Source organism: Gemmata sp. SH-PL17 (assembly GCF_001610855.1).
Lineage (GTDB): Bacteria > Planctomycetota > Planctomycetia > Gemmatales > Gemmataceae > Gemmata > Gemmata massiliana.
Map to the genome: position 1 here is coordinate 7,908,635 of NZ_CP011271.1, position 26,134 is coordinate 7,934,768.

The 26,134-nt window shown below is 64.9% G+C and carries 19 protein-coding genes and 1 pseudogene; 12 read left to right on the forward strand and 8 right to left on the reverse strand.

Going from position 1 to position 26,134, the window contains the following annotated elements:
• Positions 1-3: 3 nt before the first annotated feature.
• The 6 genes and pseudogenes from VT84_RS32955 to VT84_RS42040 form a co-directional block, all read right to left on the reverse strand.
• Positions 4-375 carry a DUF5684 domain-containing protein gene (locus VT84_RS32955; RefSeq protein WP_052551140.1) on the reverse strand — a complete coding sequence of 124 codons (372 nt, stop codon included), beginning with the start codon at positions 373-375 and terminating at the stop codon, positions 4-6.
• A gap of 40 nt (positions 376-415) precedes the next feature.
• A complete protein-coding gene (locus VT84_RS32960) occupies positions 416-883 on the reverse strand; it encodes a DUF5684 domain-containing protein (RefSeq protein ID WP_204249676.1) in 468 nt (155 codons plus the stop codon).
• Positions 884-1,037: 154 nt separating this feature from the next.
• On the reverse strand, positions 1,038-1,796 hold the full coding sequence (locus VT84_RS32965; RefSeq protein ID WP_082842527.1) for a MinD/ParA family protein: 759 nt from the start codon (positions 1,794-1,796) through the stop codon (positions 1,038-1,040).
• Between the two features lie 143 nt (positions 1,797-1,939).
• A complete protein-coding gene (locus tag VT84_RS32970) occupies positions 1,940-3,289 on the reverse strand; it encodes a response regulator (protein WP_204249677.1) in 1,350 nt (449 codons plus the stop codon).
• A 69-nt stretch (positions 3,290-3,358) separates the two neighbouring features.
• Entirely contained in the window at positions 3,359-3,862 is a 504-nt protein-coding gene (locus tag VT84_RS41450) for a formylglycine-generating enzyme family protein (RefSeq protein WP_410000373.1), read from the reverse strand.
• A pseudogene (locus VT84_RS42040) lies at positions 3,769-4,229 on the reverse strand (formylglycine-generating enzyme family protein); the annotation flags it as partial. The gene VT84_RS41450 and the pseudogene VT84_RS42040, both read right to left, overlap by 94 nt.
• Before the next feature lie 211 nt (positions 4,230-4,440).
• Between VT84_RS42040 and VT84_RS32990 the strand changes: the two are divergent.
• The 7 genes from VT84_RS32990 to VT84_RS33020 all read left to right on the forward strand — a co-directional run bounded on the left by VT84_RS32990 (position 4,441) and on the right by VT84_RS33020 (position 17,841).
• The gene (locus tag VT84_RS32990) at positions 4,441-9,321 is read left to right on the forward strand and encodes a VWA domain-containing protein (protein WP_082842530.1); all 4,881 of its coding nucleotides are present in this window, start codon (positions 4,441-4,443) and stop codon (positions 9,319-9,321) included.
• Positions 9,322-9,355: 34 nt separating this feature from the next.
• A complete protein-coding gene (locus VT84_RS32995) occupies positions 9,356-14,038 on the forward strand; it encodes a carboxypeptidase-like regulatory domain-containing protein (protein WP_157470110.1) in 4,683 nt (1,560 codons plus the stop codon).
• Between the two features lie 227 nt (positions 14,039-14,265).
• Positions 14,266-14,841: an NADH-quinone oxidoreductase subunit I gene (locus VT84_RS33000; RefSeq protein ID WP_052551131.1), complete on the forward strand. Its 576-nt coding sequence runs from the start codon at positions 14,266-14,268 to the stop codon at positions 14,839-14,841.
• A 75-nt stretch (positions 14,842-14,916) separates the two neighbouring features.
• On the forward strand, positions 14,917-15,495 hold the full coding sequence (locus VT84_RS42045) for an NADH-quinone oxidoreductase subunit A (protein ID WP_082842532.1): 579 nt from the start codon (positions 14,917-14,919) through the stop codon (positions 15,493-15,495).
• Positions 15,495-16,109 (forward strand): NADH-quinone oxidoreductase subunit B, encoded by a 615-nt coding sequence (locus tag VT84_RS41470; protein WP_052551129.1) that lies wholly within the window; start codon positions 15,495-15,497, stop codon positions 16,107-16,109. Before VT84_RS42045 ends, VT84_RS41470 begins: the two co-directional genes overlap by 1 nt.
• Before the next feature lie 15 nt (positions 16,110-16,124).
• Entirely contained in the window at positions 16,125-16,658 is a 534-nt protein-coding gene (locus VT84_RS33015) for an NADH-quinone oxidoreductase subunit C (protein ID WP_052551127.1), read from the forward strand.
• 64 nt (positions 16,659-16,722) lie between these two features.
• The gene (locus tag VT84_RS33020) at positions 16,723-17,841 is read left to right on the forward strand and encodes a hypothetical protein (RefSeq protein ID WP_082842533.1); all 1,119 of its coding nucleotides are present in this window, start codon (positions 16,723-16,725) and stop codon (positions 17,839-17,841) included.
• Between the two features lie 110 nt (positions 17,842-17,951).
• On the opposite strand, the gene VT84_RS33025 is transcribed toward VT84_RS33020, so the two are convergent.
• Entirely contained in the window at positions 17,952-18,611 is a 660-nt protein-coding gene (locus VT84_RS33025; protein ID WP_082842534.1) for a GDSL-type esterase/lipase family protein, read from the reverse strand.
• 85 nt (positions 18,612-18,696) lie between these two features.
• Between VT84_RS33025 and VT84_RS33030 the strand changes: the two genes are divergently transcribed.
• The 3 genes from VT84_RS33030 to VT84_RS33040 all read left to right on the forward strand — a co-directional run bounded on the left by VT84_RS33030 (position 18,697) and on the right by VT84_RS33040 (position 22,748).
• On the forward strand, positions 18,697-19,986 hold the full coding sequence (locus tag VT84_RS33030) for an NADH-quinone oxidoreductase subunit D (protein ID WP_082842535.1): 1,290 nt from the start codon (positions 18,697-18,699) through the stop codon (positions 19,984-19,986).
• Positions 19,987-20,555: 569 nt separating this feature from the next.
• On the forward strand, positions 20,556-21,089 hold the full coding sequence (locus VT84_RS33035) for a TIGR03067 domain-containing protein (protein ID WP_162271932.1): 534 nt from the start codon (positions 20,556-20,558) through the stop codon (positions 21,087-21,089).
• Positions 21,090-21,233: 144 nt separating this feature from the next.
• Positions 21,234-22,748 (forward strand): DUF4339 domain-containing protein, encoded by a 1,515-nt coding sequence (locus VT84_RS33040; protein ID WP_082842537.1) that lies wholly within the window; start codon positions 21,234-21,236, stop codon positions 22,746-22,748.
• Positions 22,749-22,814: 66 nt separating this feature from the next.
• Here the strand turns inward: VT84_RS33040 and VT84_RS33045 are convergent, their stop codons facing one another.
• A complete protein-coding gene (locus VT84_RS33045) occupies positions 22,815-24,239 on the reverse strand; it encodes a trypsin-like peptidase domain-containing protein (RefSeq protein ID WP_082843479.1) in 1,425 nt (474 codons plus the stop codon).
• Positions 24,240-24,543: 304 nt separating this feature from the next.
• Here VT84_RS33045 and VT84_RS33050 point away from each other — a divergent pair, with 304 nt between their 5' ends.
• Entirely contained in the window at positions 24,544-24,867 is a 324-nt protein-coding gene (locus VT84_RS33050; RefSeq protein WP_082842538.1) for a hypothetical protein, read from the forward strand.
• Between the two features lie 105 nt (positions 24,868-24,972).
• Positions 24,973-26,130: a serine hydrolase domain-containing protein gene (locus tag VT84_RS33055; protein ID WP_082842539.1), complete on the forward strand. Its 1,158-nt coding sequence runs from the start codon at positions 24,973-24,975 to the stop codon at positions 26,128-26,130.
• Positions 26,131-26,134 lie beyond the last annotated feature (4 nt).

Below are 26,134 nucleotides of genomic sequence, written 5' to 3' on the forward strand. Positions count from 1 at the left end.
AATTTACCACGTCGGGCCGACGGGTTCCGCGGTGCCTTCTTGGTACTGGTCGGAGCCGAACCCGAGGAGCGGGTAGAAGATGAACCCGAGAAGCGCGAGCCCGAGGCCGAACGCCTCGCTCTTTCCGAACCGGCGCGCGACCTCCACGTTCACGAGGATGGCCGCGATGACCTGCACGACGGGGATGAGAACGAGAATGTACCAGAGGAGGCTGAGGCGGGCGACGCCCACCACCAGCACGTAGATGTTGTAAAACGGGACGAGGGCCGCCCACCAGGGGCGCCCGGCTTTCGGGAACACCCGAAGCCAACCGAGCACCACCCCCGGAACGGTGACGGCCCCCCACACCACCAAATACCACAGCAGATCGTCCACGCGGACACGTCCTCAAAGCCGGTGGGCGGACACCCGTTCGTTACCAGTTATCGTCTTCGTCCACGTCGCTGGAGCGCTTCTTCTTACGGCCGCCTTGGTACTCGGCATCACCGAACGCGAGGATCGCCATGAAAATCGGTGAGAGGAAGAACAGTCCGATGCCGAAGGTTTCGGTCTTCCCGAACTTCTTGGCCAGTTCCATGCACACCACCCACGCAGCAACGATGTTCCCGATCGGCACGAAAAACAAGATGAACCAGAGTGGCTCCTTCTTGCAGATTTCCGTTACGAGAATCCACTGGTTGTAAAATGGGACCAGCGCCGCCCAGCCCGGTTGCCCGGCCTTCGTGAAGATTTTCCACTGGATCGCGAAGAGCACGAAGATCATCAGCCCGAAGGCGAGAAAGACCGGCCCACAACACGCGAGGCCAAGAGCACCGCCCGCGGCGTCATTGTTACCTTGCTGGGCAAACAGGCTCACAAGCCCGCTTGCGTTGAGAGTGTTCACGCGCGAGTCCCCGTAAATTGAGAGTGATTGGGCCAGTTAAGACAAACGTTTTTGTAGCTATGGGAGGAGATAGTAGCGGCGGGTTGGCGCGTTCGCAATGCCCGACAAACGGAATCGGGCGCGGGGTCTCATCTTCTGGCCGTCACGGTCGGTATTAGCCGCGCACGAGCTTTGTTGCCAACTCCGCTACCGCTCGTGTGAATTGGTGGTCCGGGAATTTGAGCGAGAATATGCCGGTGCTGCCGAGCCGGAGCATGTCTTCCGAGAGCAAAAGGACCGCACCGATTTCCGCCGCGAACGACCGCTCCACGTCCTTCCGGAGCGCGGATTGGTCCATGCTCGCCAGCACCTTGTTTACCGCGAGCAGGAGGTTCGGCACGCCGAGCTTCCGCGCCACCTCGATCGTGATCGCGGTCCCGAGGTAGTCCTGCCGGTCCGGGCGCAGGATGAGTATCAGACTGTCGGAAATCGCAATAGAAAGCAGCGTTTCCTCGTTCATCCCCGGGTGCGTATCGATGAACAGGAAATCGAGGTCCAGCGATTCGAGCAGTTGGTCGAACCCCGCGTTCAGCTTCTCGACGTCGTATCCCTCTTTCAGCACGCGGGCGATGTCCGCCGACTTCATGCTCGCCGGAACGAGGTACAGGTGCCCGCCGGCCCGCGTGACTTCGGGCGGCGAAACGTGGTAGGCAACGTCCTGGATCTCGCACTGGTCATAGAGGTAATCGTTTACCGCGCGGGTGATCTGCTTGTCGTCGAGGCCGAACAGTACGTGGATACCGGGCGACTGAATGTCCGTGTCCACTACGCCGACCCGCTTGCCGGTGAGGGCGACAGCGGTCGCGAGGTTCGCGGTCAGGTTCGACTTACCTGTTCCACCGCGGTACGAGTGAATGGACACGATCTGTCGCATGGAAAACCCGAACTCCGGCCCGTTTTGAGTATGGTCCGCTCGCTCCGCGAACGGCTGTTTTTTGCTGTCCCTACCAGATCAGAATCGGCACCACGGGGGCGGCACGGAACCGCTCGCGGAGCGAGCGGACCACACTCAAAACCCTACGCTTTCGGCTTCTTCGGCAACAACATTGTCTCCGTCATCGGGTTGGGGGCACTGTGCCGCCGGGCACGGGCCTCCTCCGCGTACTTGCGGGCCTTCTCAAACGCATCCGATGCGGTGACCCGCGCGACCTCGTGAACCACTTCGCGGTGATCGATCTCCACTTTCGTCATCTGCTGCATGTCGCTCTGCAACTGCTTCATGCGGGCTTGCACTTCGCGGGCCATGCGATCGAACACCCGGGCCAGCGTGCCGAGCGCGTCGTCGCGGCCCGCGACCGGTGCGAGCAGTTCCGAATCGAACTGCCCCTGCTCGACAAGTTCCGCGGCGCGCGTGAGCGTGGTCACCGCGCGCAAGTACGCCAGTTCCTGGTCGCGGAGCCGGCGCTTGTCAAGGCACGCATTGATGCGCGCGTGCAACATGATCGGGTCGTAGGGCTTTTGCAGGTAATCCTCGGCCCCCATCTCGATGCACCGGACGACACCGGTCATGTCATCGAGCGCTGAGATCATAATGACCGGCAGGGCTTTAAGATCCGGATCGGCCTTGAGTTCGCGCAGAACCTCGTACCCGTCCACTTCGGGCATCATGATGTCGCAGAGCACGAGGTCGAACGTGTGAGCGTGGACCGCGTCGAGCGCCTCCCGGCCGTTCGCGGCCTCGACGGTCGCGTACCCGTGCTTGTTCAGCCGCCGACACAGCATCACACGGTTCGCGTCGTTGTCCTCGACCACCAGAATGCACTTCGGCCGGACCTCGCACGTATCCTTTGTTTCGTCTTTCGGCGGCTTCAGAACCGGGTGTTTGCCGGTTGGGAGCGGGGTAACTCCGGCAGTTTTGGGGTTAAATAAGAGCGTTTCCGCCGGGGACGTATCAGGCGGGAGGGCACGTATCGCTTGCAGCGCGGACATTACACCCGTGCTCGATGCCTGTTCGAGTGTCTGGGCCGTCGCTTCGGCCGCGGCGCGGGTGGTTCCGTCTTGCGCCTTCGCGAGCCACTCTTCGATCTTGCGGAACAGCCCGTCCCAGTTGACCGGCTTCGTCTCGAAGTCCTGGCACCCGGCGGCGAACGCGCGTTCCTTCGCATCCGAGGTCGCGTGCGCGGACAGCACAATGATCGGGATCGCGGCGGTGACCGGGTCCGTTTTGAGGCGCTTCGTCACCTCCCAGCCGTCGACGTCGGGCAGACCGAGGTCCATCAGCACCAGGTCCGGCGCCTCGTTCGAGGTGAGCGAAAGCGCGCTCGCCCCGTCCTCCGCGGTGAGAACGGTGTACCCCTTCCGTTCCAACCGGCGGCGGAACAGATCGCGGTTCACTTGTTCGTCTTCAACTAGCAGAAGGCGCGGCATAACGTTGTGGCACTTCGGGGTCTGTGTTCACCCGGGAGGGAAAGACCGGCCGCGCCGAGACACGTTCGGTCAGGTGTTCAACACGCAGCAGACCCGGAACCCGGTGGCCGAATCGCGCTGGTGAGGGGCGAGAGCGTTCCGGTACGCGGCCCGGCACGCGGTGGCGTGGTTGCGCCAGCTCCCCCCGCGGAGCACCCGGAACCGGCCCTCGGGCGGTCCCGGCGGGTCGCGGAGAGGTAAGGTGGCATAGTACGCCTCGCCGTACCAGTCGGCGCACCATTCCCACACGTTCCCGTGGGCGTCGTGCAGCCCCCACGCGGTCGCGGGGTAGCGCGTCACCGGCGTCGTGCGCCCCGGGGCCGCACTCGGCTCACCCTCTCCCCATAAGGATACACCGCATCGAAGTTCCCGTGTGGGGCCGAGAACGTGTCTCCGAACGCGAACGGGGCCGCGGTACCCGAACGGGCGGCGAATTCCCACTCCGCTTCCGTGGGCAAACGGTAGCTCCGACCGGCGGCCTGTTCTTCGGGGCGCGCGTTTAACCGCGTACAGAACGCCACGGCGTCGGCCCACGAAACCGATTCGACCGGGTGTTCTGGCCCCCCCCCTCGGCCGCTGTGAACCGCGACGGGTTCTGGCCGGTCACTGTGCGGTACGCGGCCTGCGTAACGGGGTGAATACCCAGATAAAAGGATTTCCCGATGACCACCTCGTGAACCGGCCCTTCGTTTGTCCGGTGCCCGGCCTCTCCGGGGGGCGAACCCATGAAAAATTTGCCGGCCGGGATCAGTACGAACGCCATACCAACGGAATTGGTGAGCGTTTTGGGCGCGGAACTGGCGGGCACGGCGCCGAGTACGTTATCGAGCACCCTGCTGAGGTCGGCGCGACGCGGAACCCGACGAGTCCCCTCGCGTTTTTCTTCGGCCGGTTCCGACATGCGCGCTCCAACCCTGGTGTACACCGGCACCACCGCACCGGTTCGCACAGATTACCCGATCCGCACAGAAACTCTACGCCGGTGTCCCAAGTGTCCTTTCGCGGAAGTGCGCGATCGGCCGAGAAAGAATGGGCCGGCCGCGGGCGTATCGTGATCGGGTCCGCCGCGCCGTTAGAACCGTTACGAACACACCGCTTCGCTCGGGCACCCTATGAGCACACCAACACCCGCACCGCCGTGGCGCGGGTCGTCGGCGCCGTCGATCTCCGCGTCCGGCCCGGCCTGGCGGTCGCCGCCCGCCCGCACACCGTACCGCCCGCGCTGGCGAAAACTTGCTCTCGTTGCCGGATTGGGGCTGATTGCGCTCGCCGTGGTGACGTGGGTGGTGTTCTGGATTCGTCCGCCGGCTCCCGCCCGCCTCGTGATCCTCTCGGCGAACTACGACCGCACGCTCGCCGTGCCGCCGAACGCTTACGGCAAGGCCGACGCCCGGGAACTCGCGACGCTCGCCCGGCCGGGGAGCTGGCTCGGCACGCGCTCGCGGCTCATGGGTGGCCCCGCCACCCCACTGACCCGCGCCGGACTCCCGGACCTCTCGGTGGTGAAAGAGAAGTGCGTCGTGGTGTTCGTCTCGGCCCACGGCGGGCGCGACCGCGACGGCCCGTTCCTGTTCCCCGAAGACGCGACCGGCGAACCGGGCGAGCGCGTGCGGTTCAAAGTGCTCCTCGAACAACTCGCGCGGCTCCCTGCCGCTCAACAGAAACTGCTCGTCATCGACGCGGCGCGCGAACCCGCGTTCACCGATCTGGGGCTGGTTCACAACGACTTCGCGGGCGGCGTCGCGGAACTGGACGCAGACATCGCGGCGATCCCGAACCTCGCGGTGTGGCTCAGCAGCGGACTCGACGAGCGCTCGTGGGCGTCGCCCGAGTGGGGAACGTCCGCCTTCTCTCACTTTGCCACAAACGGGCTGAACGGTGGGGCCGATGCCGACGGGAACAAGCGCGTGACCGCGGGTGAGTTGGTCGCGTTCGTCACGGCTCGCGTTTCGGATTGGGCACGCGACCACCGCGGCGCGCGTCAGATCCCGGTGCTGCTGCCGAAGGCCGAAGGCGAGCAGCGCGTGCGCGACATGCACCTCGTTTCGGTGGACGGTCCGCCCGCGCCCCTCTCCGCGCCGGACCCGTTCGAGCCGCCGCCCGAGTTGGAGCAGCAGTGGCAGGAGTACCGCGCACTCGCGCAGGCGACTCCGCCGCCCACCGCGTACTCGCCGCACTTGTGGCGCCAGTACGAAGCCTGGGTGCTCCGGCACGAACAACACGTGCTCGCGGGCGATACCGAAGGCGCCGCCAGCGCGAGAGAGAACGCGGCCGAATTGCGCCGGAAGATCGAATCCGCGCGCACGCTCGACATTTCGCCCCAAACACTCGCGATCCAGTCGGCGGTGGGCGGGCAGAGGTGGAAGCCCTGGACGCCCGAAGTGCAGAAACCGTTCCTCACGGGGATCGGGCGCGTTGCCGGGAAGCAACCGGCCGACCGCGCGAAGGAGTGGGCGGCCGTGCGCGACGAAACCGGCGACATCGAAGCGAACCGGTTGCTCTGGTGCCGGGCGCTCGTGGAATGGACCGCCGAAGAACCGCTCCCGCGCCTCCCCATCGCCCGCGAACTCGTGCCGCTCGTGAGCGACGGGCTCGCCATTCGGCCCGCTGAACTGAATTTCCTCTCAGGACTCGCACGACATCTCCCGGCTGCATCAAAAGCCGAAATGATCGGCCAGTTACTAAAGAGCGTGCTTCACCAGCGGTTGAAGGCCGAAGAAACCGCCGCGATGCTCGCCTCAGATCACACCGGAAAATCGTCCGTTTACCCCTACGCAGAGTTCTTCTACCCGTGGATTGCGTCTCAGTTCGCGCCAGTCGACGCGAAGCGACGCGAGGCCGAAGACCTGTGTTTCGCGACCGACGAAGCGAGCTGGAAACGCGCCCTCGGTTCGGTGACCGCAGACTACTCGTTCGACACGCTGACGGGTTGGGGAAGTGGCCCGCGTGACGCGCTCGTGGCGTGGCACCGCGGCTCACACCTCGCCGTGGCCGAAACGGAGTGGATGACCCGCTGGTTCACGGATTCCGTCGGGAGCCGGTTCGCCGCCCAGCGCGCGGTGTGGGAACAACTCCACATAACCGCGAACCTGCCCGCACAGCCGACCGGCCACACGCGGAACGCCCTTGAGGGGATCATCAAGGCGGGCAAAGAACTCACGGAATCACGCGCGACCGGCCGGCTCTCTCTGGCGACCGAAGCCGAGACACTGCTCAAAACGAGGCCGGAGTTTGATGCGAATTCGACTCCGCGCGCGAACGCGGTGAAGTGGTGGAACACGGCCGACGCAGTATTCACCGCCCCCCCCGTTCCGGACTTCAACCCGAGCGACCGCGTGGCACTCGCACGCGAATTCCGGCGCGTGTCGCGGCAGTTGCTCATTACGGGCGAAACACGGCCCGAGCCACTTCCCGAAGTTCCCGCGGTCAAAGCACGCGAAACGGCGTTCGAGACGGCCAGTCGTCGCGGGCAACTGTTGCTCGAACGATTCGGCGGGCCGAACCTGATCCGCGCGCTGTGCGGAGTGCGACCGGGCGAGGACTACAACGCGCTGCACGAGCGCCTCGTGCGGTTCGCGTTCCAGGCCGACGGGCGGCAATCGCTCGCGATCTTTAACTCGCGCGCCGGCGAACTCTTCGACGCCGTCACCGCACTTGCAACGAAACCCGACAGCGCGCTCGCGGCCGACCGGTGGGTTCGCATCTCACCGGCCCGCGCTGCGGTGTCCGATGCGCCTATTGAGCGCGTGCGGCGCGAGCGCGTGCGCGGGTACATCGCGTATCAGGCGAGTCGGACCTTTGCCGACCACTGGTACGGTGAGGGCGACACGCGGTACTACTCCCTCGCGGTCCAGCGCCTCACGGACGACGCGAACGCGGTCACGGCAGCACCTGCGCCGACCGACGATCCGTTCAAGCCGTACCGCGCCGAAATGCCGTTCCCGGTGGCACCGAAGTTACCCGCTCGCATCGCAATCACGGACGAACCGCACCCGACCGTACACGTGCCATTCACTCCGCACCCGACCACGGGAATTGATGGCTTTCCCGTCTTCTGGACCGATGCTTCTACACGCACTGCGGTGAGCACCGCCCCGGGTGCTACCGCGCTGACACGAAGCCTGACGCGGCCGCCACTCCCACAACCGCTCACGCCCAAAGCTCAAACCGAAGCACTCCGAGTGACCGGTTTCTTCCGCGGGCGCACGCTGGACGCATCGTGCCCGGTGGATTACTTCGCAGTGCCGGACCGCACGGCAGTGAGCGCGCCGCTGTCGCAAGCGGTGGGGCTTGCGGTGCGCGCCGACACCCGGGCGCTGAAGCGTTACGGCTTCGGTACGGGGGCGGTCGCGATCGTGCTCGACTGCTCCGGCAGCATGGGGCGCGACCCGAAAGACCCGATGCGCGTCGCCAATTACCCGATCGCGGTGGACGCGCTCGCGAAGCTGCTCAAGGAACTTCCACCCGGCACAACCATCAACGTGTGGGTGTTCGGTCAAAAGATGCCCGGCGCCAAAGTGCCCGAAGACACGATCCGCGAGGTTCTCCCGCCCACGGACCTGCCGATCGACTCGGACGCAATCGTTGAGGACGTGCTGAAGCAGGTGCGCGGACTCGAACCCTGGCACGAATCGCCCATCACGCGAGCCGTCGTTCGCGCGAAGGATCGGATCAAAGACGCGAAGGTGCCGTTCAAGGCGGTCGCGCTGATTTCGGACGCGGTCGATACCCGCGCCGCGACCGATCCCGATTACGGCGAGAAGAAGCGCACGGTCGGCGACGTGCTGCGTGCCGAATTCCCGCCCAGTGAAGTCGCGCTCGGTGTGGCCGCGTTCGATGTGGACAAAGAAGAGCAACCCGCCCAGGCCGAATTCAAAAGCGCCGAGTCGTTCACACCGGCCGGCAAGTTCGTGGGCGTGGAGAACATTAATGAGCTGGTGACGTGGTTGCGCACGGGATTGAACCCGCGCGTGCGTTTCACGCTCCGACCGCACGGAGCCGATGTTCCCACCGCGAGCCTGATGGCGGGGACGGCCGAGCACGATAACTGGCACGCGGGAAAGATCGCGCCGGGCAACTACACGCTGCAAGTATTCGGCGACTCGAAATTCAGCGGCTACGTTCCACTATCGCCGGGCGACCGACTCTTGCTCGATCTGACCGTGGATGACCACAAGCTAAGGCTCAAACGCCACTGGTTCGCGGACACCGTACCAGCCCTCGCGAAGGCTGGCGCGCCGACCGATCCGTGGCGGCTCGCGCTTCTTCAAAACGGGGCCAAAGCCGAGAAACTAGACCTGTTTACCGCCATCGACGTGAACCCGCTCGTTGAGCGTCGCACAAGAGTCACGCGAATCGGTGACGTGTGGTTCGAGGTCACGCCATCAGTGCCGAAACCGGAGCCGATCGCAATTCGGTGGCGCGCGGAAAGCGGGTTCCCGGCCCCGGCGTGGTCGCTCCATTCACCCGGCTGGCCGAAGTTCCCCGGTACTCAAGCGTCTGCCTCACCCAAGCTCAGTGCGTGGTGGGCGCCGGAGCCGTTCACCGCGGCAAGCGAAGTATTCAAGGCACCCGACGGCGTGCTCGTCGATTTGAGGAACCGCGCGGTTACTGTGGACGGGGCCGCAGTCACGCTCGATTCAATCACGCTCGAAGAACACGACGTGGAAGTGGCCCCCGGCGAGCGACAGAAGCGAACGTGCCTCGTCGTGCGCCTCACACACCCGGACGGCAACCCGATTTTCGCGCGACCGCAGAGCGCGACTCCTCCAACCGGGCGCGAGGTCCGGCTCTACCGCGGCGCAAACAAGCTCACGTGCCTCTACTGGTGGGACGGGCTTAACGGGGCGAACGTGAAAACGAAGGCAACGGGATTGGAGTTCGTGGTGCTGAACGACGCGCTCCGCGCCGCAGAGAAAGACGGGCGGCACCTGACACTGACCGCACCCGCACCAACGGACACCTCAGCGCGCCCGGAACCTCCGACGAAGTGACGATTCTGGTGAAGTGTTCGCGAAGGATTCACGCATGTCCGACACCCCAGAAACTCCGCGGTTGTGGCGATTCAGTGCGCCGCCCTCACCCGGCGCGGGTCGGCGCACGCGGTTACTCCTCGTGCTGGTGGTGCTCACCGCGTTCGCGGGCGTCGTGATCGGCTTGCTCTACTGGGTGTCTCCCCCGCGCCCCGTTGCCGTGCTGCCCGTAGCGATTACGACCGGCCCCGCGGAAAGCGGCGCGGTCCCGTGGGCGGAACGCGACCGTGCGGCACTGGCGACGTCTGACTTACTCGGGCAGGCGATCGACGATCCGAGCGCGAACCCGTCGCGCGACCAGATCCGCCTGCGGTTCGCCGCGCTCGCGAAAACGGCGCGTTTGCAGCCGATGGTCATTTCCCTTTCCGCGCCCGCGGCCGTTGATGCCGGCGGAGCGGTGTTCCTGGTGCCGGCCGATCCCGTCGGGGACAGCCCGCGCAATCGGCTCACGCTCACAGAACTGCTCGCGGCCGTGCGCGATTGCCCGGCACACAACAAACTGCTCGTTCTGAACCTCGTGCCGCCGAGTGGCGATCCACTTTACGCGCCGCCCGCCGGCAACCTCTCGGCCGCAGTGTTTGCCGCACTCGACGCGGTGCCCGACGACAACCGCCTGTGCCTCGTCGCGTGCGGACCGGGGCAAACGCCGCACACCTCAGCGGAACTCGGCCGATCGGTCTTCAGTTACTACCTCGAAACCGGCTTAAAGGGCGTTGCAGACAGCGACCGTGACGGCCGCGTGACCGTGAGCGAACTCGCGAACTTTGTCCGCGTGCGCGTGAACCGCTGGTCGAGCGAGAACCGCGGGCCGGCACAAGCGCCAGTTCTGGTCGGCAGCGCGAAAGACTTCACACTGCGAGCGATTCCGGCCGGTCACGTTCCCGAGGAACAAGCGATCAATGAGATCGCGTACCCCGACTGGCTGAAAGCCGCGTGGGAAGCACACGACCGTTGGCGCACGGACGGACGGGCGACGGCCGCTCCGTGGGCGTTCCGGCAAGTACGTGCGGCCCTCCTCAGTGCCGAGCGCGACCTTCAAAACGGGCTTCCTCCCGAGGATGCAAGGCACAAACTCACGCTCGCGCTATCACACGCCGAGCAAATTGGCAAAGCACTGCGCGCAGTGCCAACGCCCGATCCGTTGCCCACGCTTGCGGCGATGTTTCCCGGATACGCGATACCGGAATCTGCACTGATCGAGCAACTTCGCACGGCCGCAGTGACAGCGGAATCGCGCCCCGCGCCCACACCTACGAAGCCCGACGAGAAGCCGACCGAACCGCCGCTCCCCACAGACTTCGATGCGTTCAAAACGAAGCCGCACCCGCTCCTCGCGGCCGCGGTGTTTCGGGTGCTCACAGACGACGCGGACCCGTCGCCGGCCCGCATCCGCAACTTCGCAAAACTGCTCGCCGTGCAAGATCCACAAGTGCGGTTCGCGGAAGTGCTGCTCATCCGACGACTCGCCGCGCTCACCGATCAGAACGCACTCGCGCCGTGGGCGAACGAGCGCGCGGCACTCGCGCTCCAAACGGCCCGGTGGATCGAAGACACCGCGACCCGACCGGACGTGTTGACCTGGGCGAAGCCGGCACTCGATGAAGCGTATTCGCTTCGCGCGAACGCCGAAGCAGTCCTGTTCGCGCCGGGGTTCGCCTCCCCCGACGATGCAACGACCCGTCTCCGTGCCGCAGAAGCTAAAGCACGAAAGTTGAAGCTCACCGCAGACCGGTTGCAATCGGCAATCGCGATTCGTGACGACGCAACACTGTGGTTAACGGGTGTTACACCGCTCGTAAACAGCGGGGCGGTGAACATAACGGAGGCGGTCACCGTTGCCGACGCGGTAAGCAAATTGAACCGCGTACTGCTGCCAACGCCTGGATTGACCGGGAACACGTTCGCCGACCGCGTGCCAGAATGGGACCGACTCGCGAACAGTGTCCGCGTGGCTCTCAACACCGCGAACCGACCACTCACGCCCGAGGCGATTGGGGCACTGCGCCGGCGCGCAGAAGGGCCGAATGCCGGTCCCTCAACCTATGCGGAACTGGACGCAGCACTGGCTTCGCCGCTCGTGCCGGTCGCGGATCGCGTGGCGTTGTGGAACGCGCGGTCCGCGCTCACTCGGCGATTGTGCGAAAGTACGCTTCGCAAGGACACGACGGATAACGAGGCAGCCCAAAAGGGCAAGCCGCGCACACTCACTCTAAATCCGGCCAACGAAGCGCCTCACGACACCGACCTCGCCAAGCGCCGGTCGCGATGGACCAGCGCAATTCTTCGCACGGCGGATCCCGGAGATCGCACCGAAGACGAATTACTGCGGCTCGCACCGGACCGCTTCGCGTTCGCGGACCGGCTGCGCCGCGCGTGGTCGGAAGACGTACCCGCGCGACTGTCGCAAAGCGCGCCCGATCGCGCGGCGGCCGTGTGGCCTACTTCTGTCGCGGCACCGAAACTCGATGACGCAACAACGAACCCGCACACGGCCCAGCAACGCGAAGCCGCACTGCGGATGTGGGCGTGGCACGCGGCGCGCTTCGAGTACGAACTACGCGATCCCGCTGATCCCAGCCCAGCCATTGCCAGCGCACCATTTACGACCGCAGCCGCCCGAAGTTGCGCGACCGCGGCGAAGACGGGCGGGTTCCCGTACCTCGAACTCACGCACCCATCGGTACCGAAACTCACATTCGAGAAACCGAGCACAGATTTAAAAATTCACCTCCGCTCGGTCGGCACACCGACCACGGCATGCGTTCAGGTACTCTCGCCGGCCGCTGAGTGGCTCAGACCGTCGTCGGACGCTTCAGCTCAACTCGAAGTGATCCGCGATAGCGTGCTTTCACTCCCGCTCGCTGCGGGCAGCAAGCCCACTTCGCACCCCACCGCACTCGGCGTACTCGTCGAAGCGACCGCGGAACTCGGCGGCGAAACGCGAACGTACCACCGGCGTGTACCGGTGTCGCTGCGAACGCTTTCGAGCCGCGTCGATCTCCTCGTGCGAACGGACCCCAAAGCCGCCCCGCAACAACTGACGGAGTTCCGCGTCCGACCGAACGGCCAGCCGAATTCGTACCAACTGGTGCTGTTCAACCCGTCCCCCGCACCGCAAAAAATTGCAGCGCGCCTCGTGGGGCTGAACCGGGAGACGGCCCCCATTAACCTCGAACCGGGCAAGCCGGTTCCGCTCGTGTTCACGTCCACCGCTCCTCCCCCGCCGCCCCTCGCGCCCGGGGCAGTGGCGAAGCCCGATGACGGTTTCGCTCCAATTAGTGGGAACGCGCTGGCACTCGAACTGTTCGATCCCGCCGACAAGGACGTGGTTCTTCAGACGTTCACGCTCCCGGTTGTGGTCGCAGATCCCGCGAGCTACCTCCGGGTGAGCGACGCGGTGTTCACCCCCGCGGTCGACGGCAGGTTGAATCGACTGAGCGCGACAATCGTGCCCGGCGACATTCCGGGTTCGGGCGCGTGCCCCGTGAAGCTCCTGTTCCCACCGGAAGCGAACCCCAAATTGCTCGTGCGCGACGGGAGCCAGGCCGGGAACATCGCCACCGCCGGGAAACCGGTCACGCTGTACGTTGAGAACATCGCGTTCCCCTCCCCGACCGGGGCTAAAGTCACGGTCACACTTTCGGCAGACGGCGTCGAGCGCGTGGCCACGTACTCGGCCACACTCCCCACACTCGGCGAGACGGTGCGCCTCCAACCGCAAACGAGTCCCCGTGTGCGTGTGAAGGCCGTCGAATACGCTTCGGGCACGGCACCGTTACCGGTCGCGCTCGAAGTGGACAACGCGCCCGAAGGGGCACGGCTCGAACTGCTCGTCGGCACCGCCAAAGACGCAACATCGCCCGTCAACGCCGACCGGACATATTCCATCGCTACTGCACGTCAGAAGCTCGCACGGTTTCGCTTCGACCCGAAGGGCGAGGGGTTCGAGCTGGTCGGTTCGATCGCGGACCACAAATCGGTGCTGCCGGTCGATCTCCTCACCGGCAAGCGCACGCTCGAAGCGCGCCTCATCGCCCCCGACGGCGACGTCGTCACGAAGGATCGCGTGACGATCGTGTTCGACGGCAACGTGCCGACGGATGTGAAGTTCCTCAACCTGCCGCCGAAAGCCGCGAAGGGGCAGCCGCTCGCGGTCAAGGCGACGTGTGGGCCGAGCGTCTCCGGTATCAAGAAGGTCGAGTTCTTCGTCGGCCGGCCGAACAAGGACGAACTCCCCACAAGCCCCACCCCCATGCCGGGCGTGCCATTCGAGGCGAGCGAGTGGCGCGCCACACTTCAGATGCCGGACCAGAAGGGCATTGTTGTGGTCGGGGTGAAGTTCACCTCGCAGGCCGGGTTGAGCACGATCGAGGTGCAGGAAATCGAACTGCTCGACGCAGCCGAACTGAACCGTCCCGCGCCGGGTAAGATTGCAGGGAAGCTGGTCGAGAACCGCATCCCGCAACCGACTGCGGTCGTGTTCCTGTACGACGCGAAGGGCAACGCCCTCGCCAAAGCGACCACCAAAGCCGACGGCTCGTTCGAGTTCAAGGAGCTGGTGCCGGGCACGTATTACCTGTTCAGCGAGAAAGAGCGAACCAACCGGCAGGTGAAAGAACAAGTCGACGTGAAGCCCGGCGAGCAAACCACCAAGGATCTGGAGCTGCTACTGAAGTGACGACCGGATTTGGGCGAAACGCTCCACCCGCTCGTTGACACTCGCGGTTCGCCTGGAGCCTCTTGGCGAACCGCGAGTGTCAACGAGCGGGTGGAGTTGCACTCACCGGCCGGCCCACACCGGCCGTTCGCCTCCAGTGTGACAGACTAGTCACGCCGCGCCTTGCGGTTCCCGGGCCACCTCCCTTACAATCACCTCCTCGAACCCCTCCCCCGCACGGTCATCCCATGCGCGCCTGGTTCCGCAACGTTTACCTCGCGACGACCACGCTCGCCTCGGGCATGTACGTCACGCTGTGGTACTTCGTGCAGTCGTTCCGGCGCGGCACGTTCACAAAGCACTTCGCTTACCCGGAGCAGCCGGTGCCCGTGCGCCCGCGGTACCGCGGGTTCCACCGGTTCGACCTGACAACGTGCATCGGGTGCGACAAGTGCGCCCGCGCGTGCCCGGTCGATTGCATTTACATCGACAAGGAGAAGGCCGCGCCGCCCGCCAAGGGGTTCGTGGTCACCGGGTTCAAGATCGACTACACGAAGTGCATGTTCTGCGCGCTGTGCGTGGACCCGTGCCCGGTCGACTGCATTTTCATGGGATCGAACCACGACATCAGCACCTACACTCGCGACGGCTGCGTGGTCGATTACGCGAAACTACCGCTGGACGTCGCGTGGGGACAGGCGACGCTGAACCCGACCGCGGTGCAGGAGTCGAAGCGAGTCAGTTTGCCCGTGTGGACGAAGACCGCCGATGCCCCGAAGCCCGCGGAAGCAAAAACCGCGACCGACGGGAAGCAAGCGACGTGACGGCGCCTCGATCTCACAGCCGGGATTGATGGCAACACCCGCTGACTGTGCAGTCAGGGTTCGGCCGGAGTATCCATGACGACTCTCGTTCTCTTCCTCCTGATCTTCCTCGCGGCGGGTTTAACCCTGCTCGCGGCGAATCTCGTATTGGGTCGACTAATCCGACCCGACCGCCCGAGTGCGGAGAAAGCCGAAGTTTACGAGTGCGGCGAGCAGCCGATCGGCGATGCGTGGATTCAGTTCGACTTGCGGTTCTACGTTGTCGCGCTGCTGTTCGTGATCTTCGACGTGGAACTCGCGTTCTTCTTCCCGTGGGCGGTCGTGTTCGGCAGCGCGGTGCGCACCGCCGACGAGTCGCAACCGGCCGCAGTGCGCGTCGAATCGGCGGCGAACCTGCAACCGCACAGTGTTGTACCGGGAGCCGTGGCTCCGGAGCCCGCGGCCGCGAAGTCACTCGCGTGGATCGCGTTCGCGGACATTCTCGTGTTCTTCGGCGTGCTGCTGGTCGGGTTCGCGTACTTGTGGCGCCGCGGCGATCTGGAGTGGGTGCGGAGCGTGGCGGCCCAGGAGCCGGTCGGCGGGACCGGTCCGCCGCGCGAAACGGTCGCGTCCGAACGCCCGGTTACCGTGGGCCATTCGTCCGGAGGTGAGTGATGGGTCTGCTCGAAGGGCGCCTCGAAGACGGGTTCATGGTCACGAACCTGGAGCACGCGATCAACTGGGCGCGCGAGTCGTCACTGTGGCCGATGACGTTCGGTCTGGCGTGCTGCGCCATCGAGATGATGGCCGCCGGCGCGCCGCGGTACGACATCGACCGGTTCGGCGCAGGCGCGTTCCGTGCGACCCCGCGCCAAGCGGATCTCATGATCGTCGCCGGGACCGTGAACCTGAAAATGGCCGAGCGCGTGCGCCGGCTCTACAACCAGATGCCCGACCCGAAGTTCGTGATCGCGATGGGCGCCTGCACGTGCGGCGGCGGGCCGTACTACAAGTACGGCTACAACGTCGCGAAGGGCGTGGACCTCGTGGTGCCCGTCGATGTGTACGTGCCCGGGTGTCCGCCGCGACCGGAGGCGCTGCTGGAAGGTCTAATGCGGGTACAGGACAAGATCCACAAGATGCGCGAACTCACGAAGGGCCAGCCGGCGGAGTTGCCAATCCCCGCGCGCACGGGGCGCGTGCAGTTGCCGGAAGAACTCGCCGATCCCGCGAAGGCGGTCGCGTTCCTGGCGGAGAACAAGGAACGCGCCAAGCCCGTCAAGGCGTGACATTCAGGAACCACCATGACCGCTACTGAAATTGCCGCGCTGCTCGAAGAACGGTTCGGTCCCGCGATCACGGGCAAGAAGCTCGACGCGCTCGATCCGTTCGTGACGGTCGATCCGGCACAGTTGGTCGACGTGTGCCGGTTCCTGCGGGACGATCCCCGATTGAAGTTCGCGCTCCTGAACGACATCACCGGCGTGGACTACCTCGAAACGGACGCGAAGAAGGTCGCGAAGGCCGGGTTCGAGCCGCACCTCGAAGTGCTCTACCACCTGTCGAGCTTCGCGTTCCCGGGCCTGCGCTTCACGCTGAAACTGGTGCTCCCGCGGTGGAAAGGCGACGTGATCGGCGCGATCCCGGAAGTACCCTCCGTCTCGGGCGTGTGGCGAGGGGCCGACTGGCACGAGCGCGAGGTGTACGACCTCGTGGGCGTGTTCTTCAACGGGCACCCGAACCTCGTCCGCATCCTGCTCAACGACGACTGGGTGGGCCACCCGCTCCGCAAGGATTACGAGTTCCCGCTGGAGTACCACGGCATCCGCTGCCGCTGAATCGCGAATATCCGGGCGCGGGCAACGAAGACACTGGCATCACGTTCTCGGTGAAGGCTTCCCGATGTCAGACGCGCCGACTCAGTCCGTCCGGGTTCACATCATTTCCCCGACAGCGGCTCACGCCCCGGTGGAACTGATGGTCGATCCCGCGATCACACTCCACGAACTCCTCGCGCGCCTTCTGCGCCAGGGGAACGCGCCGGCTGGAGCGGACTGGGCCTTTCGCGTCGGCACGGCGGTTCTCCAACTCACGGACACGATCCGGGCCGTCACCGAGAAGTTCGGGTCAGTCGCACTGGTCGGCGGAACGCTGCAACTGTTTCTGTTCGACCGGACCAGTCTCGCTCCCGCTCCCGGCAGCTTTGCTCCCCCGGGCGCGCCGGCCCAACCTCCCCCTCCAAGATCGGCTCCTCGCGCTCCCGCGGCCGAAGAGGAGATGGACTTCGACGACGAAGAAGCGGAAGCCGCGCCGCGATCAATGCAAGTCGGGAAACGAAAACAAAAGGCACGGGCGCGCCACGCTGACGAAGCCGATGGTGCCGTGGAGATGCGCAAGCCCGCCACCGAGCGCCGGGCCACCGTGCGCTACTACACGCGGATGAACCCCGATCGCATGTTTCCGCTCCTGGTGATCCTCTCCCAAGCGGAGATCGCGGAAATCGTGAAGGCGAAGGTCAAGCAAGCGGTCAGTGAAGCGTTCAAAGTGGAAGAGGGATCGGCGGTCGAAGTGGAGCCGGTGCTCCCGGGGTGCGACTGTTACCCGCCGCGACACACGCTCGCGATTGACGCAAAAGACGCGATCACCGAAACGTTCTGGGTCGTGCCGCGCGTGCTCGGTCGCGTTCACGGGGCGCGGGTGCTGATCCGACAGGGCGATCGCGTGCTCGCGGACGTGCCGCTGGACGTCAAAGTCGCGAAACAGACACTCGCGGTCGCGTGCGGGCTGCTGAGCCTCGCGGCCCCGTACATGACGATGGGTCTGAAGTCACTCAAGCTCGATTACGAATCGCAAAAGGCCGATGGGTTCCCGCTGTACCAGCAAGCGGGGAACTGGATCGCGGAGAACCTCCGCCCGGAGTGGCTCGGGCTGGGCTTCCTCGGTCTGGCGTGCCTGCTCTACCTGTGGATGCGGCCGCGGCGCCGCGACGTGTTCTGGGACATTCAGCCGGCGAAGCCTTAAAGTCGGGAGTCGAAGGTCCGAAAGTCGAAGGTCGGAAAGTCAAAGATCTCGGCCAACGCAACCTTCGACCTTACGACTTGGGACTTTCAGACCTTTCGACTCAGACACAACTACTCCCGAGCAAGCGCCTTCTTGATGACGGCCGTCCACAACTCGTACCCCTTTGGGGTCATGTGTAGCCCGTCCTTCACGAACAGATCAGGATTGGGCGTACCGTCGGCGCCGAGCATCACCGGCACAACGTCCACGAACACGAGCCCCGGCTCCTTCTCGCAGAACTCCCGCACGAGCGCGTTGGCCTTCTTCTGGTCCTCGAACTTCTTCCACCGGGCGAGGCTCGGTTTCACTGCGATAAACAGCACGCGGCAACTCGGGTTGTCCTTCCTAACAGCCGCGACGAACGCTTTAAAATCCGCTACGACGTTTTCGGGTTTGCTGCCGCGTCCGATGTCGTTGTCACCCGCGTAGAAGACGATCGTGGCCGGTTTGTGCGGCGACAGAATGCGCGGCGCGAAGTGCGTGCTGTCCGTGATGACCGAGCCGCCGAACCCGACCTTCACGTACCCCGCATCGGGGAAAGATTTCTTCAGATCCCACTGCACGATGCTGGAACTGCCCGCGAAGAACACCGCGCCCGGCTTCGGCGGGTTCGCGCGCAACCGCTTCTCGATGGCGGCGACGTCCTTTTCCCACTTGGCGAACGGATCGGCGACACGCGGCGGCGGGGCAATCTCGGGCGGGACGGGGGCGAGTAAGAGCAGCGCGAACATGGGAACGCTCCTGATTTCTGATCGGGTCAATGATACCATCACTCACAGACGCGAGTCGCCACTCAACAGGCCGAGTCTCTCCACTATGCCCCCCGAAGACCCCACCGTTATCGAGTTCGACGTCCGCACCGACGAAATGCTCGTCAACATGGGTCCGCAGCACCCGAGCACGCACGGGGTTCTGCGGCTCGTGCTGCGCACCGACGGCGAGGTCATTTCGGAAGTAACTCCGCACCTCGGCTACCTGCACCGGTGCGCGGAGAAGATCGGCGAGAACGTGATGCCGATCCAGTTCATCCCGTACACGGACCGGATGGACTACCTCGCCGGGATGAACATGAATCTCGGCTACTCGCTCGCCATCGAGAAGCTGTGCGGGCTGAAGATCCCCGAAAAGGCGCTAGTCATTCGCGTGCTGATCTGCGAACTGAACCGGATCGCGTCGCACCTCGTCGGGATGGGCGCCTACGGGCTGGACCTCGGCACGTTCTCGCCGTTCCTCTACGCCTTCCGCGAGCGCGAGCACATCCTTGATCTCTTCGAGGACGTGTGCGGCGCCCGACTCACTTACAGCTATCTCACCATCGGCGGCGCGCACGACGACCTCCCGGCGGGGTTCACCGCGCGGGTGGCAAAGTTCCTCGAATATTTCAAGCCGCGCATCCCCGAATACCACGCGCTCCTCACCGATAACCACATCTTCGTGAAGCGCACGGCGGGCATCGGCGTGCTCTCGAAAGAGATGGCGCTCGACTACGGCTGCACCGGCCCGATGCTGCGGGCGTCGCTCGACCGCACGAAGGGCGATCCGGCGTGGGATCTCCGCAAAACGGAACCGTACTCGGGCTACGAACAGTACCAGTTCGAGGTGCCGCTCCCGCCCTACGATCGTGCGCCAGCCGGCGCGGTCATCGGCGACTGCTGGCACCGGTTCTACGTGCGGATGCTCGAAGTGCTGGAAGCCATCAAGATCGTGGAGCAAGCGATCGTGAAGTACGACGCGCTCCATTCTGAGGGCGAAAGCGTAAAGGCCGAGTTCGCCGCGCGCAAGCCCACGCTCTCGGCCGACGACGCCAAGAAGGACGATGCGAAGTTGGCCGACCTGCTCAAGACGAAGTACGCGCACCGCGTGGAACCACCGCGTCAACTCACCCCGGGCGAATGTTACGTGGAGACGGAGTGCCCACGCGGACAGATGGGGTTCCACGTCGTCGGGCGCCCGGCCAAGGAGAACGTGCCACTCCGCGTGCGAGCGCGATCGAGCTGCTTCGCGAACCTGAGCGTCACCGGCGAACTGTGCCGCGGGTGCCTCGTCGCCGATGTTCCTGCAATCGTGGGGAGCATTGATGTGGTGATGGGCGAAATCGATCGGTAAGTCACTGCACTTTCACTGGAACAAAGTCCGAACGGCGTTCTGCGGCTCGGACTATCACGTCACACCGAATCAATCTTCACGTCTCTGATCGAAACGCGGACCGCGTCTTCGCGTGACCCGCACAAATTTGATCGCCTCACCTGTAACGCTCACGCCCTGTTCTCGCTACGCCTGTTGGTCACAGTTCTTCGCAACACGAAGGTTGTGGCCGCGAACACCAGAACCGGCGAGAGCGAGCCATGAACGAGTCACCATTCAGCGCGAATCGCCGGTCTGTTTTGTGTGAGCCGACGCGCGACCTCGCGCATGCGCCGACGCTCAGTGGGTTGGTCACGGGTTGAGGCGAAAGAGTAGCCGAAGTGCCTGCATCGCGTGTTTAGCCGAGCCGTTCACGAACCTGCCCGAAGTGCAGTTCGATTTGTCGAGTCCCGTTGGTCGTCGAACCCGGCCGCGCGTGCGTTCGGGTGAGGCGATCAGCAATGTGTCCCTGTTTCTCAAAGAGCCCGCAACGGAGCGGGTTTCACACACCGGGCAATCCGCCCCGGTGCCTCACACCCTGTGGTGATCTGATGTTGAAGTACGTATCCATTTTCACGCTGTGCGCGGTGCCCCTGGTTCTCTCCGGGTGCAAGTCCAAGGCCCAGATCGAGGCGGAACAAGCCGCACTCAAGGCCGAACAGGACAAGCTCCAGGGCAAGTGGAAGCTCGCGTCCCGAAGTGGTGACGACGATGAAGACGCCCCGGAACCAAACAGCTACTACGTGATCGAGGGCGATATCATGCGTTTCGTGTACCTCAACAAGGACGGAAAGGAAGACGTGTTCGTCCGCCAGAAGCTGGCTCTCACGGTGGACAAAGAACCGAAGCAGTTGGACCTGACCTACGTGGACGACGCCGGCAAACCGATCACCACGACCGACAAGATCCGGTCCCGCGGTAAGACGAAGACCAAGACGACCGCCCTCAAGAACGTCGCCATCTACCAGTTCGATGGGGACAAGCTCAAAATCTGCATCAGCTACGACGAGAAGAAGCGCCCGACCGACTTCACCGCCCCGAAAGGCTCGTCCCGGTACGTGTTAACCCTGGAAAAGATGAAGTAAACAATCTCTGTCACTCATTCGCGGCGCGGGCTTCCCACGGGAGGCCCGCGCCGCGGGCGTTTGTATCCCTTGCCGCACACAACCGCGCACCGATATATTCAGCGCTCCAATTCCTCTCGTCACGGTTCCACTTTGCGGGGATACATGGAATCCGTCTGGTACTACGTCGTCAACGGGGATCGCGTCGGCCCGGTGACGTTCGCGGAACTGAAGGCCGCAGCAGAAACCGGAAAACTGGGACCGGCGGACCTGGTGTGGCAGGAAGGCACCACCGATTGGGTCGCGGCGCGCACCATCACGGGCCTTTTGCCCACAACCTCACACCCTGAATCGAGCCAATCCGACGAAGGCACTTACGCTCTCGTCCCGGTCACACCGGCGCGGCCGACCGGCAGTGAGGCAACGCTCACGTTCATCCCCGAGTCCGAAAAGCGCCCGAAGCCCGCCGCAGAAGCGCTCTCGCTGGACGACGAGGCACCTGCCCTTCGACGGAAGCGTGGCTCCGGTTCGGACGCGAACGACCGGTTCGCGGAGGTACTGGAACTGGCCCAGATGTTCGTCCGGCGCATGATCGATCCGGACCCGTCCGCGATCGCCCCGACCACGGAAGAAGGCGCGAAGCTCACCGCGTCCGGCATCATGGACGCGACCGCGCGGAAGCTCGCCGTGTGGCGCCGATCGGTGCTGTTTGTTGCGGCCGTACCGTGTGCGTTCGCCGCGGTGTTGGGGTTCATCAACACGCTCGCCATGAGCAAAGAGGAACGCGAGCTGCTGAGCGCGTTCGGGATTCTGTTGCAGTACGTTCAGGCCCTGGCCCTGTTCGCACTACCGGTGGCCGCTGTACTCGGGGCACTCGCTTACGACCGTCTCGCTGTTTCCACGAAGTGGGTTCTGGGCGGCGGGGTGGTGTCAATTGCGGTGCCGCTGGCGATCGCGTTCACTCCCACCGACTGGCTCATTGATTTGAAGATCGACAAGAGCGCGAGCGTGGGGACGGCCGAGGCCGCGCACGCGGTATCTGGTATCCTGCTGGGCGTCGCGTTTTATATGGCCCTGATGCCCGCGGTTATGTCGCTGCTCCCCGCAGTGGCCCGCGCGTGTGTGCGCATGAAGCTGTTCCTGCCCGAGTCGCTGGTTCCCGGTTGGGGGCTGGTCACGAGTGTCCCGTTGTGCGTGCTGCTCACGCTGGCGACGTTCGTGGTGATCTACCACGTGGCGAGTAACATGCTGCTCGTTTTGGGTCTGCTACTCTGGATCGGCGCCCCGCTGGTGTGCTTCACCAAGTTCAAACTGTTCACGCGCCCGCTGACCGCTGCCCCCGAGCGCGCCGCGATCGCCCGCACGTCCTTCACTGTGTTCGTGCTCATCGCGACCGGTGTGGGGCTGCTGCTCATTTACCTGCTCACGGGCAAGTTCGCGGGCCAGACAATCCTCGGCTTCAGTAAAGAAGCGATCATCCGCCCCTGGACGCTCGATTTGCACAAGATCTGGATCGATTACGTCGGGCGCTCGCTGTTCCTCACGGTGTTCTTCTCGGATCTGTTGCTGCACATCGCGCTCTCGGTCTGGCGCGAGGAGCGCGCGTTTGCTGCGTCTCCCGAAGCGGCCGGGTTCGATCGCACCATGACGGGCCTCGGCTCTGCGGTCCTCCCGCGCTAAAAAACGCCACCGCCCCGGGTGGCGAGACCCGAGGCGGCGCGAGGAGGGTGCTTCCTTTGTGATTCGTTACGGGACGTTCGCGATCAGGCCGTCCTTCAGTTTGCCGTCGCGGGCGACGAAGTACTTCAGCGGCAGGAACGTGGACAGATCCTTGTGGTTCAGCACGAAGGACACGTTATCGAGGTTGAGCGTTTCCCACTGGTGCAGGCCGACGAGCACGTCGCCCTTTTGAATGCCGGCCGTGGCCGCAGCACTCCCGACCGCGACGTCGGTGACCTGTAGCCCGCCCCGGAGTTGCGGGTTCGCTTTGGTGACCGCGTCCGCACCGACCGGGGCGACCTTCACGCCCAACCGCTTCCACACGGCCTCGTTCACGCCCGGCGGCAACTTGGGGCCGGCTTGAAGCGTCATGTCCAGTTCTGTCACCGCACCGGCACGCACCACCTTCACGGGCACTTTAGCCCCGGCCGGGCGGTCGATCAGCCCGCGCTCGAAGTCGACGGACGTTACAACGGTGATGTCGTCCACCTGATCGAGCACGTCGCCCACCTTGAAGCCCGCATTCGCGGCCGGCGAGTTGACCTCAACTAGCTCGACGCTCACGGCTCGCTTCGACGCGCTCTCGGTCGCTTCTCGCGTGACCTGATCGCGGAGCTGGAGGCCGTGGCGAATCCCGAGCCGGCGCCGAACGCCGATCAGGTCCGCGGCGCGAGGGATCACCGAATCGATCGGCAGCGCGAACCCGATGTTCTGCGCCCCGGCACGGATCGCGACGTTCACACCGACCACTTCGCCGAGCACATTCAGAAGCGGGCCGCCGGAGTTCCCGGGGTTGATCGGCGCGCTCGTCTGAATCAGCCCCTTGTAACCCATGTCCTTGTTCAACGAGACGTCGCGCCCCTTGAACGAGACCCGCCCGTCGGTCACCGAGTGCTCGTACCCGAAGGCATTCCCGATGGCGATGACCGATTCGCCCACCATCAGGTCCGACGACGTGCCCAGCCCGATGACCGGCAGCGCCTTCGGCGGATCGATCTTGATCAGAGCGAGGTCCGCTTCCTTGTCGGTCGAGATAATGCGGGCCGTGTAACTCCCACCGTCGTGCAATCGGACACGGAGGGTGTTCACGTCGTCGACAACGTGGAAGTTGGTCAGAATGTACCCGCGCCCGTCGAGCACGATCCCGGTGCCCATCCCGTTCACGCGCTGCGGTTGCCCGGCGGGGCGGAACGGGTCGTCGCCCGGAGCCGCGACCGTGCGCTCGCTGTGGATGTTCACAACGGCCGACTTCAGCCGGTCGTACACGTCAACGACCTGATCGCGCCGCTTGCCGGGGGTGATGCTGCGCTCGCCCGCGTGGGCCGCCGGGGGCGGGTCGGAGAACACCGGGGACAGTGTGGCCAGCCCTGCTGACCCAGCGACGAGTGCGGCCGGCACGAACAGCCGGTGGCGCGCGAACCGGAGTAACGAGGTGATAGTCACCGAACGCATGTGGCCCCCGTGCCAGCGGCGGAATCCTTCCTTCGACTGCACACTTCTGTTCGGAATCCCGGCGCGATCGGCTACACGGTGCGAGCACAAGGAACCCGCCCGGCGCCCCGTTCGAGGCACACCTGCGCCGCGCACGCGCTGGGGATCGAACGGAACGGTTAGCCGGATTCGCAAACCGTGCGGGCTGGACCGGTCGTACCGCGCGTTGTCGCCCGTGCCCGGAGCAAGTAGGGTGAACGTGCGCCCGCGACTTGAGGAATTTCCTCACGATCGGCCGCGAATCCCACACGGACCCCGCGCACACATGGCCCGCACAGCACGCATGGCACAGATCGAGGCACTGTTGGCCGAAGACCCGAACGATGCGTTCCTGCGGTACGGCCTCGCGATGGAGCACGCCAGCGCCGGGGACGACGCGGAGTGCGCGACCGTGCTCCGCGACCTCATTGCCCGAACCGCGGCGGAACCCTACGTCCCGGCGTTCCTCCAGTGCGGGCAAGCGCTCATGCGGCTCGACCAAACCGAAGAGGCGTGTGCGGTACTCAAGCAGGGAATCGACGCGGCCCGCAAGACCGGGGACACGCACGCACAGGGCGAAATGCAGGGGCTGCTCGCCAGCCTGGAATGAGACGAGTTGCTGCCAGTTTCAGTGATCGCGACCGTGAACCCCAAAATCGCTGCCACGCGAAACACGGTCAAACGTCGGCCGAGATCCCCACGGAGAACGTCCTTCATGTTTCGTGTCGCTTCTACGTTTGTTGCACTACTCGCGCTGCCACTCGGTGCCTACGCCGCGGACCTCGACAAAGACCAGCTCACTAAGATCGACACCGCGGTCGATGCCGCGATCAAGCGCGGCGAGTGCCCCGGTGCCGTTGTGGTCGTGGTTCACGCGGACGCGGTCGTGTACCGCAAGGCGTTCGGCAAGCGCGCGGTGAAGCCGGATGAGGTCGCGATGACGACCGACACCGTTTTCGACATGGCCTCGCTCACCAAACCCGTCGCCACGGGCACGTCGATCGCGTTACTCATTCAGCAAGGGAAGCTGAAGCCCCAGGATCTCGTGAGCAAGCACTGGCCGGAGTTCGCGGCCAACGGCAAAGAGAAGGTCACCGTTGAGCACCTGTTGCTCCACACCTCGGGGCTGATCGCGGACAACGACATCAAGGACTACGCCAACGGCCACGCGAAGGCACTCGAACGCATTGCGGGGTTGAAGCTCGAAGCGCCCGCCGGGACGCGGTTCAAGTACAGCGACGTCGGGTTCATCGTGCTGGGCGAACTGGTCGAGAAGATCAGCGGAACGTCCGTGGACCAGTTCGCGAAAAAGAACGTGTTCGATCCGCTGAAGATGGCCGACACGACGTACACGCCCTCCGAAGCGCTCAAAAAACGGGTCGCCCCGACCGGCCTTCGCGACGGCAAAATCATTCTCGGCGAGGTCCACGACCCGCGCGCGTTCAAGATGGGCGGCGTGGCCGGGCACGCGGGGCTGTTCTCCACCGCCGACGACATGGTGCGCTACTGCCGGATGCTCCTTCGGGACGGTGAACTTGACGGCACCCGCGTCCTCGACGCGAAGACCGTGAAGCTGTTCACCGAACCGCACCCGGTCGATGTGCCCATGACGAAGGGGGGCGACGCGAAGGGCTCCCGTTCGTTCGGGTGGGACGTGGACACGGCGTACTCGGCCCCGCGCGGCAACCTGTTCAAAAAGGGCGAGGGCTACGGTCACACCGGGTTCACCGGGACGAGCGCGTGGGTCGATCCGGGTACCAAGACCGCCATTATCGTGCTGGCGAACCGCGTTCACCCGGACGATAAGGGTAACGCCACCCCTCTGCGCCGAGAAATCGGAACGATCGTCGCCACGGCGCTCGGGAAGAAGTAACGCG

What these genes read in the sequence shown, in the direction of transcription:
- VT84_RS32965 (WP_082842527.1), bottom strand. Translation starts at nt 1,796, where the DNA reads ATGCGACAGATCGTGTCCATTCACTCGTACCGCGGTGGAACAGGTAAG.
- VT84_RS32970 (WP_204249677.1), bottom strand. Translation starts at nt 3,289, where the DNA reads ATGCCGCGCCTTCTGCTAGTTGAAGACGAACAAGTGAACCGCGATCTG.
- VT84_RS32990 (WP_082842530.1), top strand. Translation starts at nt 4,441, where the DNA reads ATGAGCACACCAACACCCGCACCGCCGTGGCGCGGGTCGTCGGCGCCG.
- VT84_RS32995 (WP_157470110.1), top strand. Translation starts at nt 9,356, where the DNA reads ATGTCCGACACCCCAGAAACTCCGCGGTTGTGGCGATTCAGTGCGCCG.
- VT84_RS33000 (WP_052551131.1), top strand. Translation starts at nt 14,266, where the DNA reads ATGCGCGCCTGGTTCCGCAACGTTTACCTCGCGACGACCACGCTCGCC.
- VT84_RS42045 (WP_082842532.1), top strand. Translation starts at nt 14,917, where the DNA reads ATGACGACTCTCGTTCTCTTCCTCCTGATCTTCCTCGCGGCGGGTTTA.
- VT84_RS41470 (WP_052551129.1), top strand. Translation starts at nt 15,495, where the DNA reads ATGGGTCTGCTCGAAGGGCGCCTCGAAGACGGGTTCATGGTCACGAAC.
- VT84_RS33015 (WP_052551127.1), top strand. Translation starts at nt 16,125, where the DNA reads ATGACCGCTACTGAAATTGCCGCGCTGCTCGAAGAACGGTTCGGTCCC.
- VT84_RS33020 (WP_082842533.1), top strand. Translation starts at nt 16,723, where the DNA reads ATGTCAGACGCGCCGACTCAGTCCGTCCGGGTTCACATCATTTCCCCG.
- VT84_RS33025 (WP_082842534.1), bottom strand. Translation starts at nt 18,611, where the DNA reads ATGTTCGCGCTGCTCTTACTCGCCCCCGTCCCGCCCGAGATTGCCCCG.
- VT84_RS33030 (WP_082842535.1), top strand. Translation starts at nt 18,697, where the DNA reads ATGCCCCCCGAAGACCCCACCGTTATCGAGTTCGACGTCCGCACCGAC.
- VT84_RS33035 (WP_162271932.1), top strand. Translation starts at nt 20,556, where the DNA reads ATGTTGAAGTACGTATCCATTTTCACGCTGTGCGCGGTGCCCCTGGTT.
- VT84_RS33040 (WP_082842537.1), top strand. Translation starts at nt 21,234, where the DNA reads ATGGAATCCGTCTGGTACTACGTCGTCAACGGGGATCGCGTCGGCCCG.
- VT84_RS33045 (WP_082843479.1), bottom strand. Translation starts at nt 24,239, where the DNA reads ATGCGTTCGGTGACTATCACCTCGTTACTCCGGTTCGCGCGCCACCGG.
- VT84_RS33050 (WP_082842538.1), top strand. Translation starts at nt 24,544, where the DNA reads ATGGCCCGCACAGCACGCATGGCACAGATCGAGGCACTGTTGGCCGAA.
- VT84_RS33055 (WP_082842539.1), top strand. Translation starts at nt 24,973, where the DNA reads ATGTTTCGTGTCGCTTCTACGTTTGTTGCACTACTCGCGCTGCCACTC.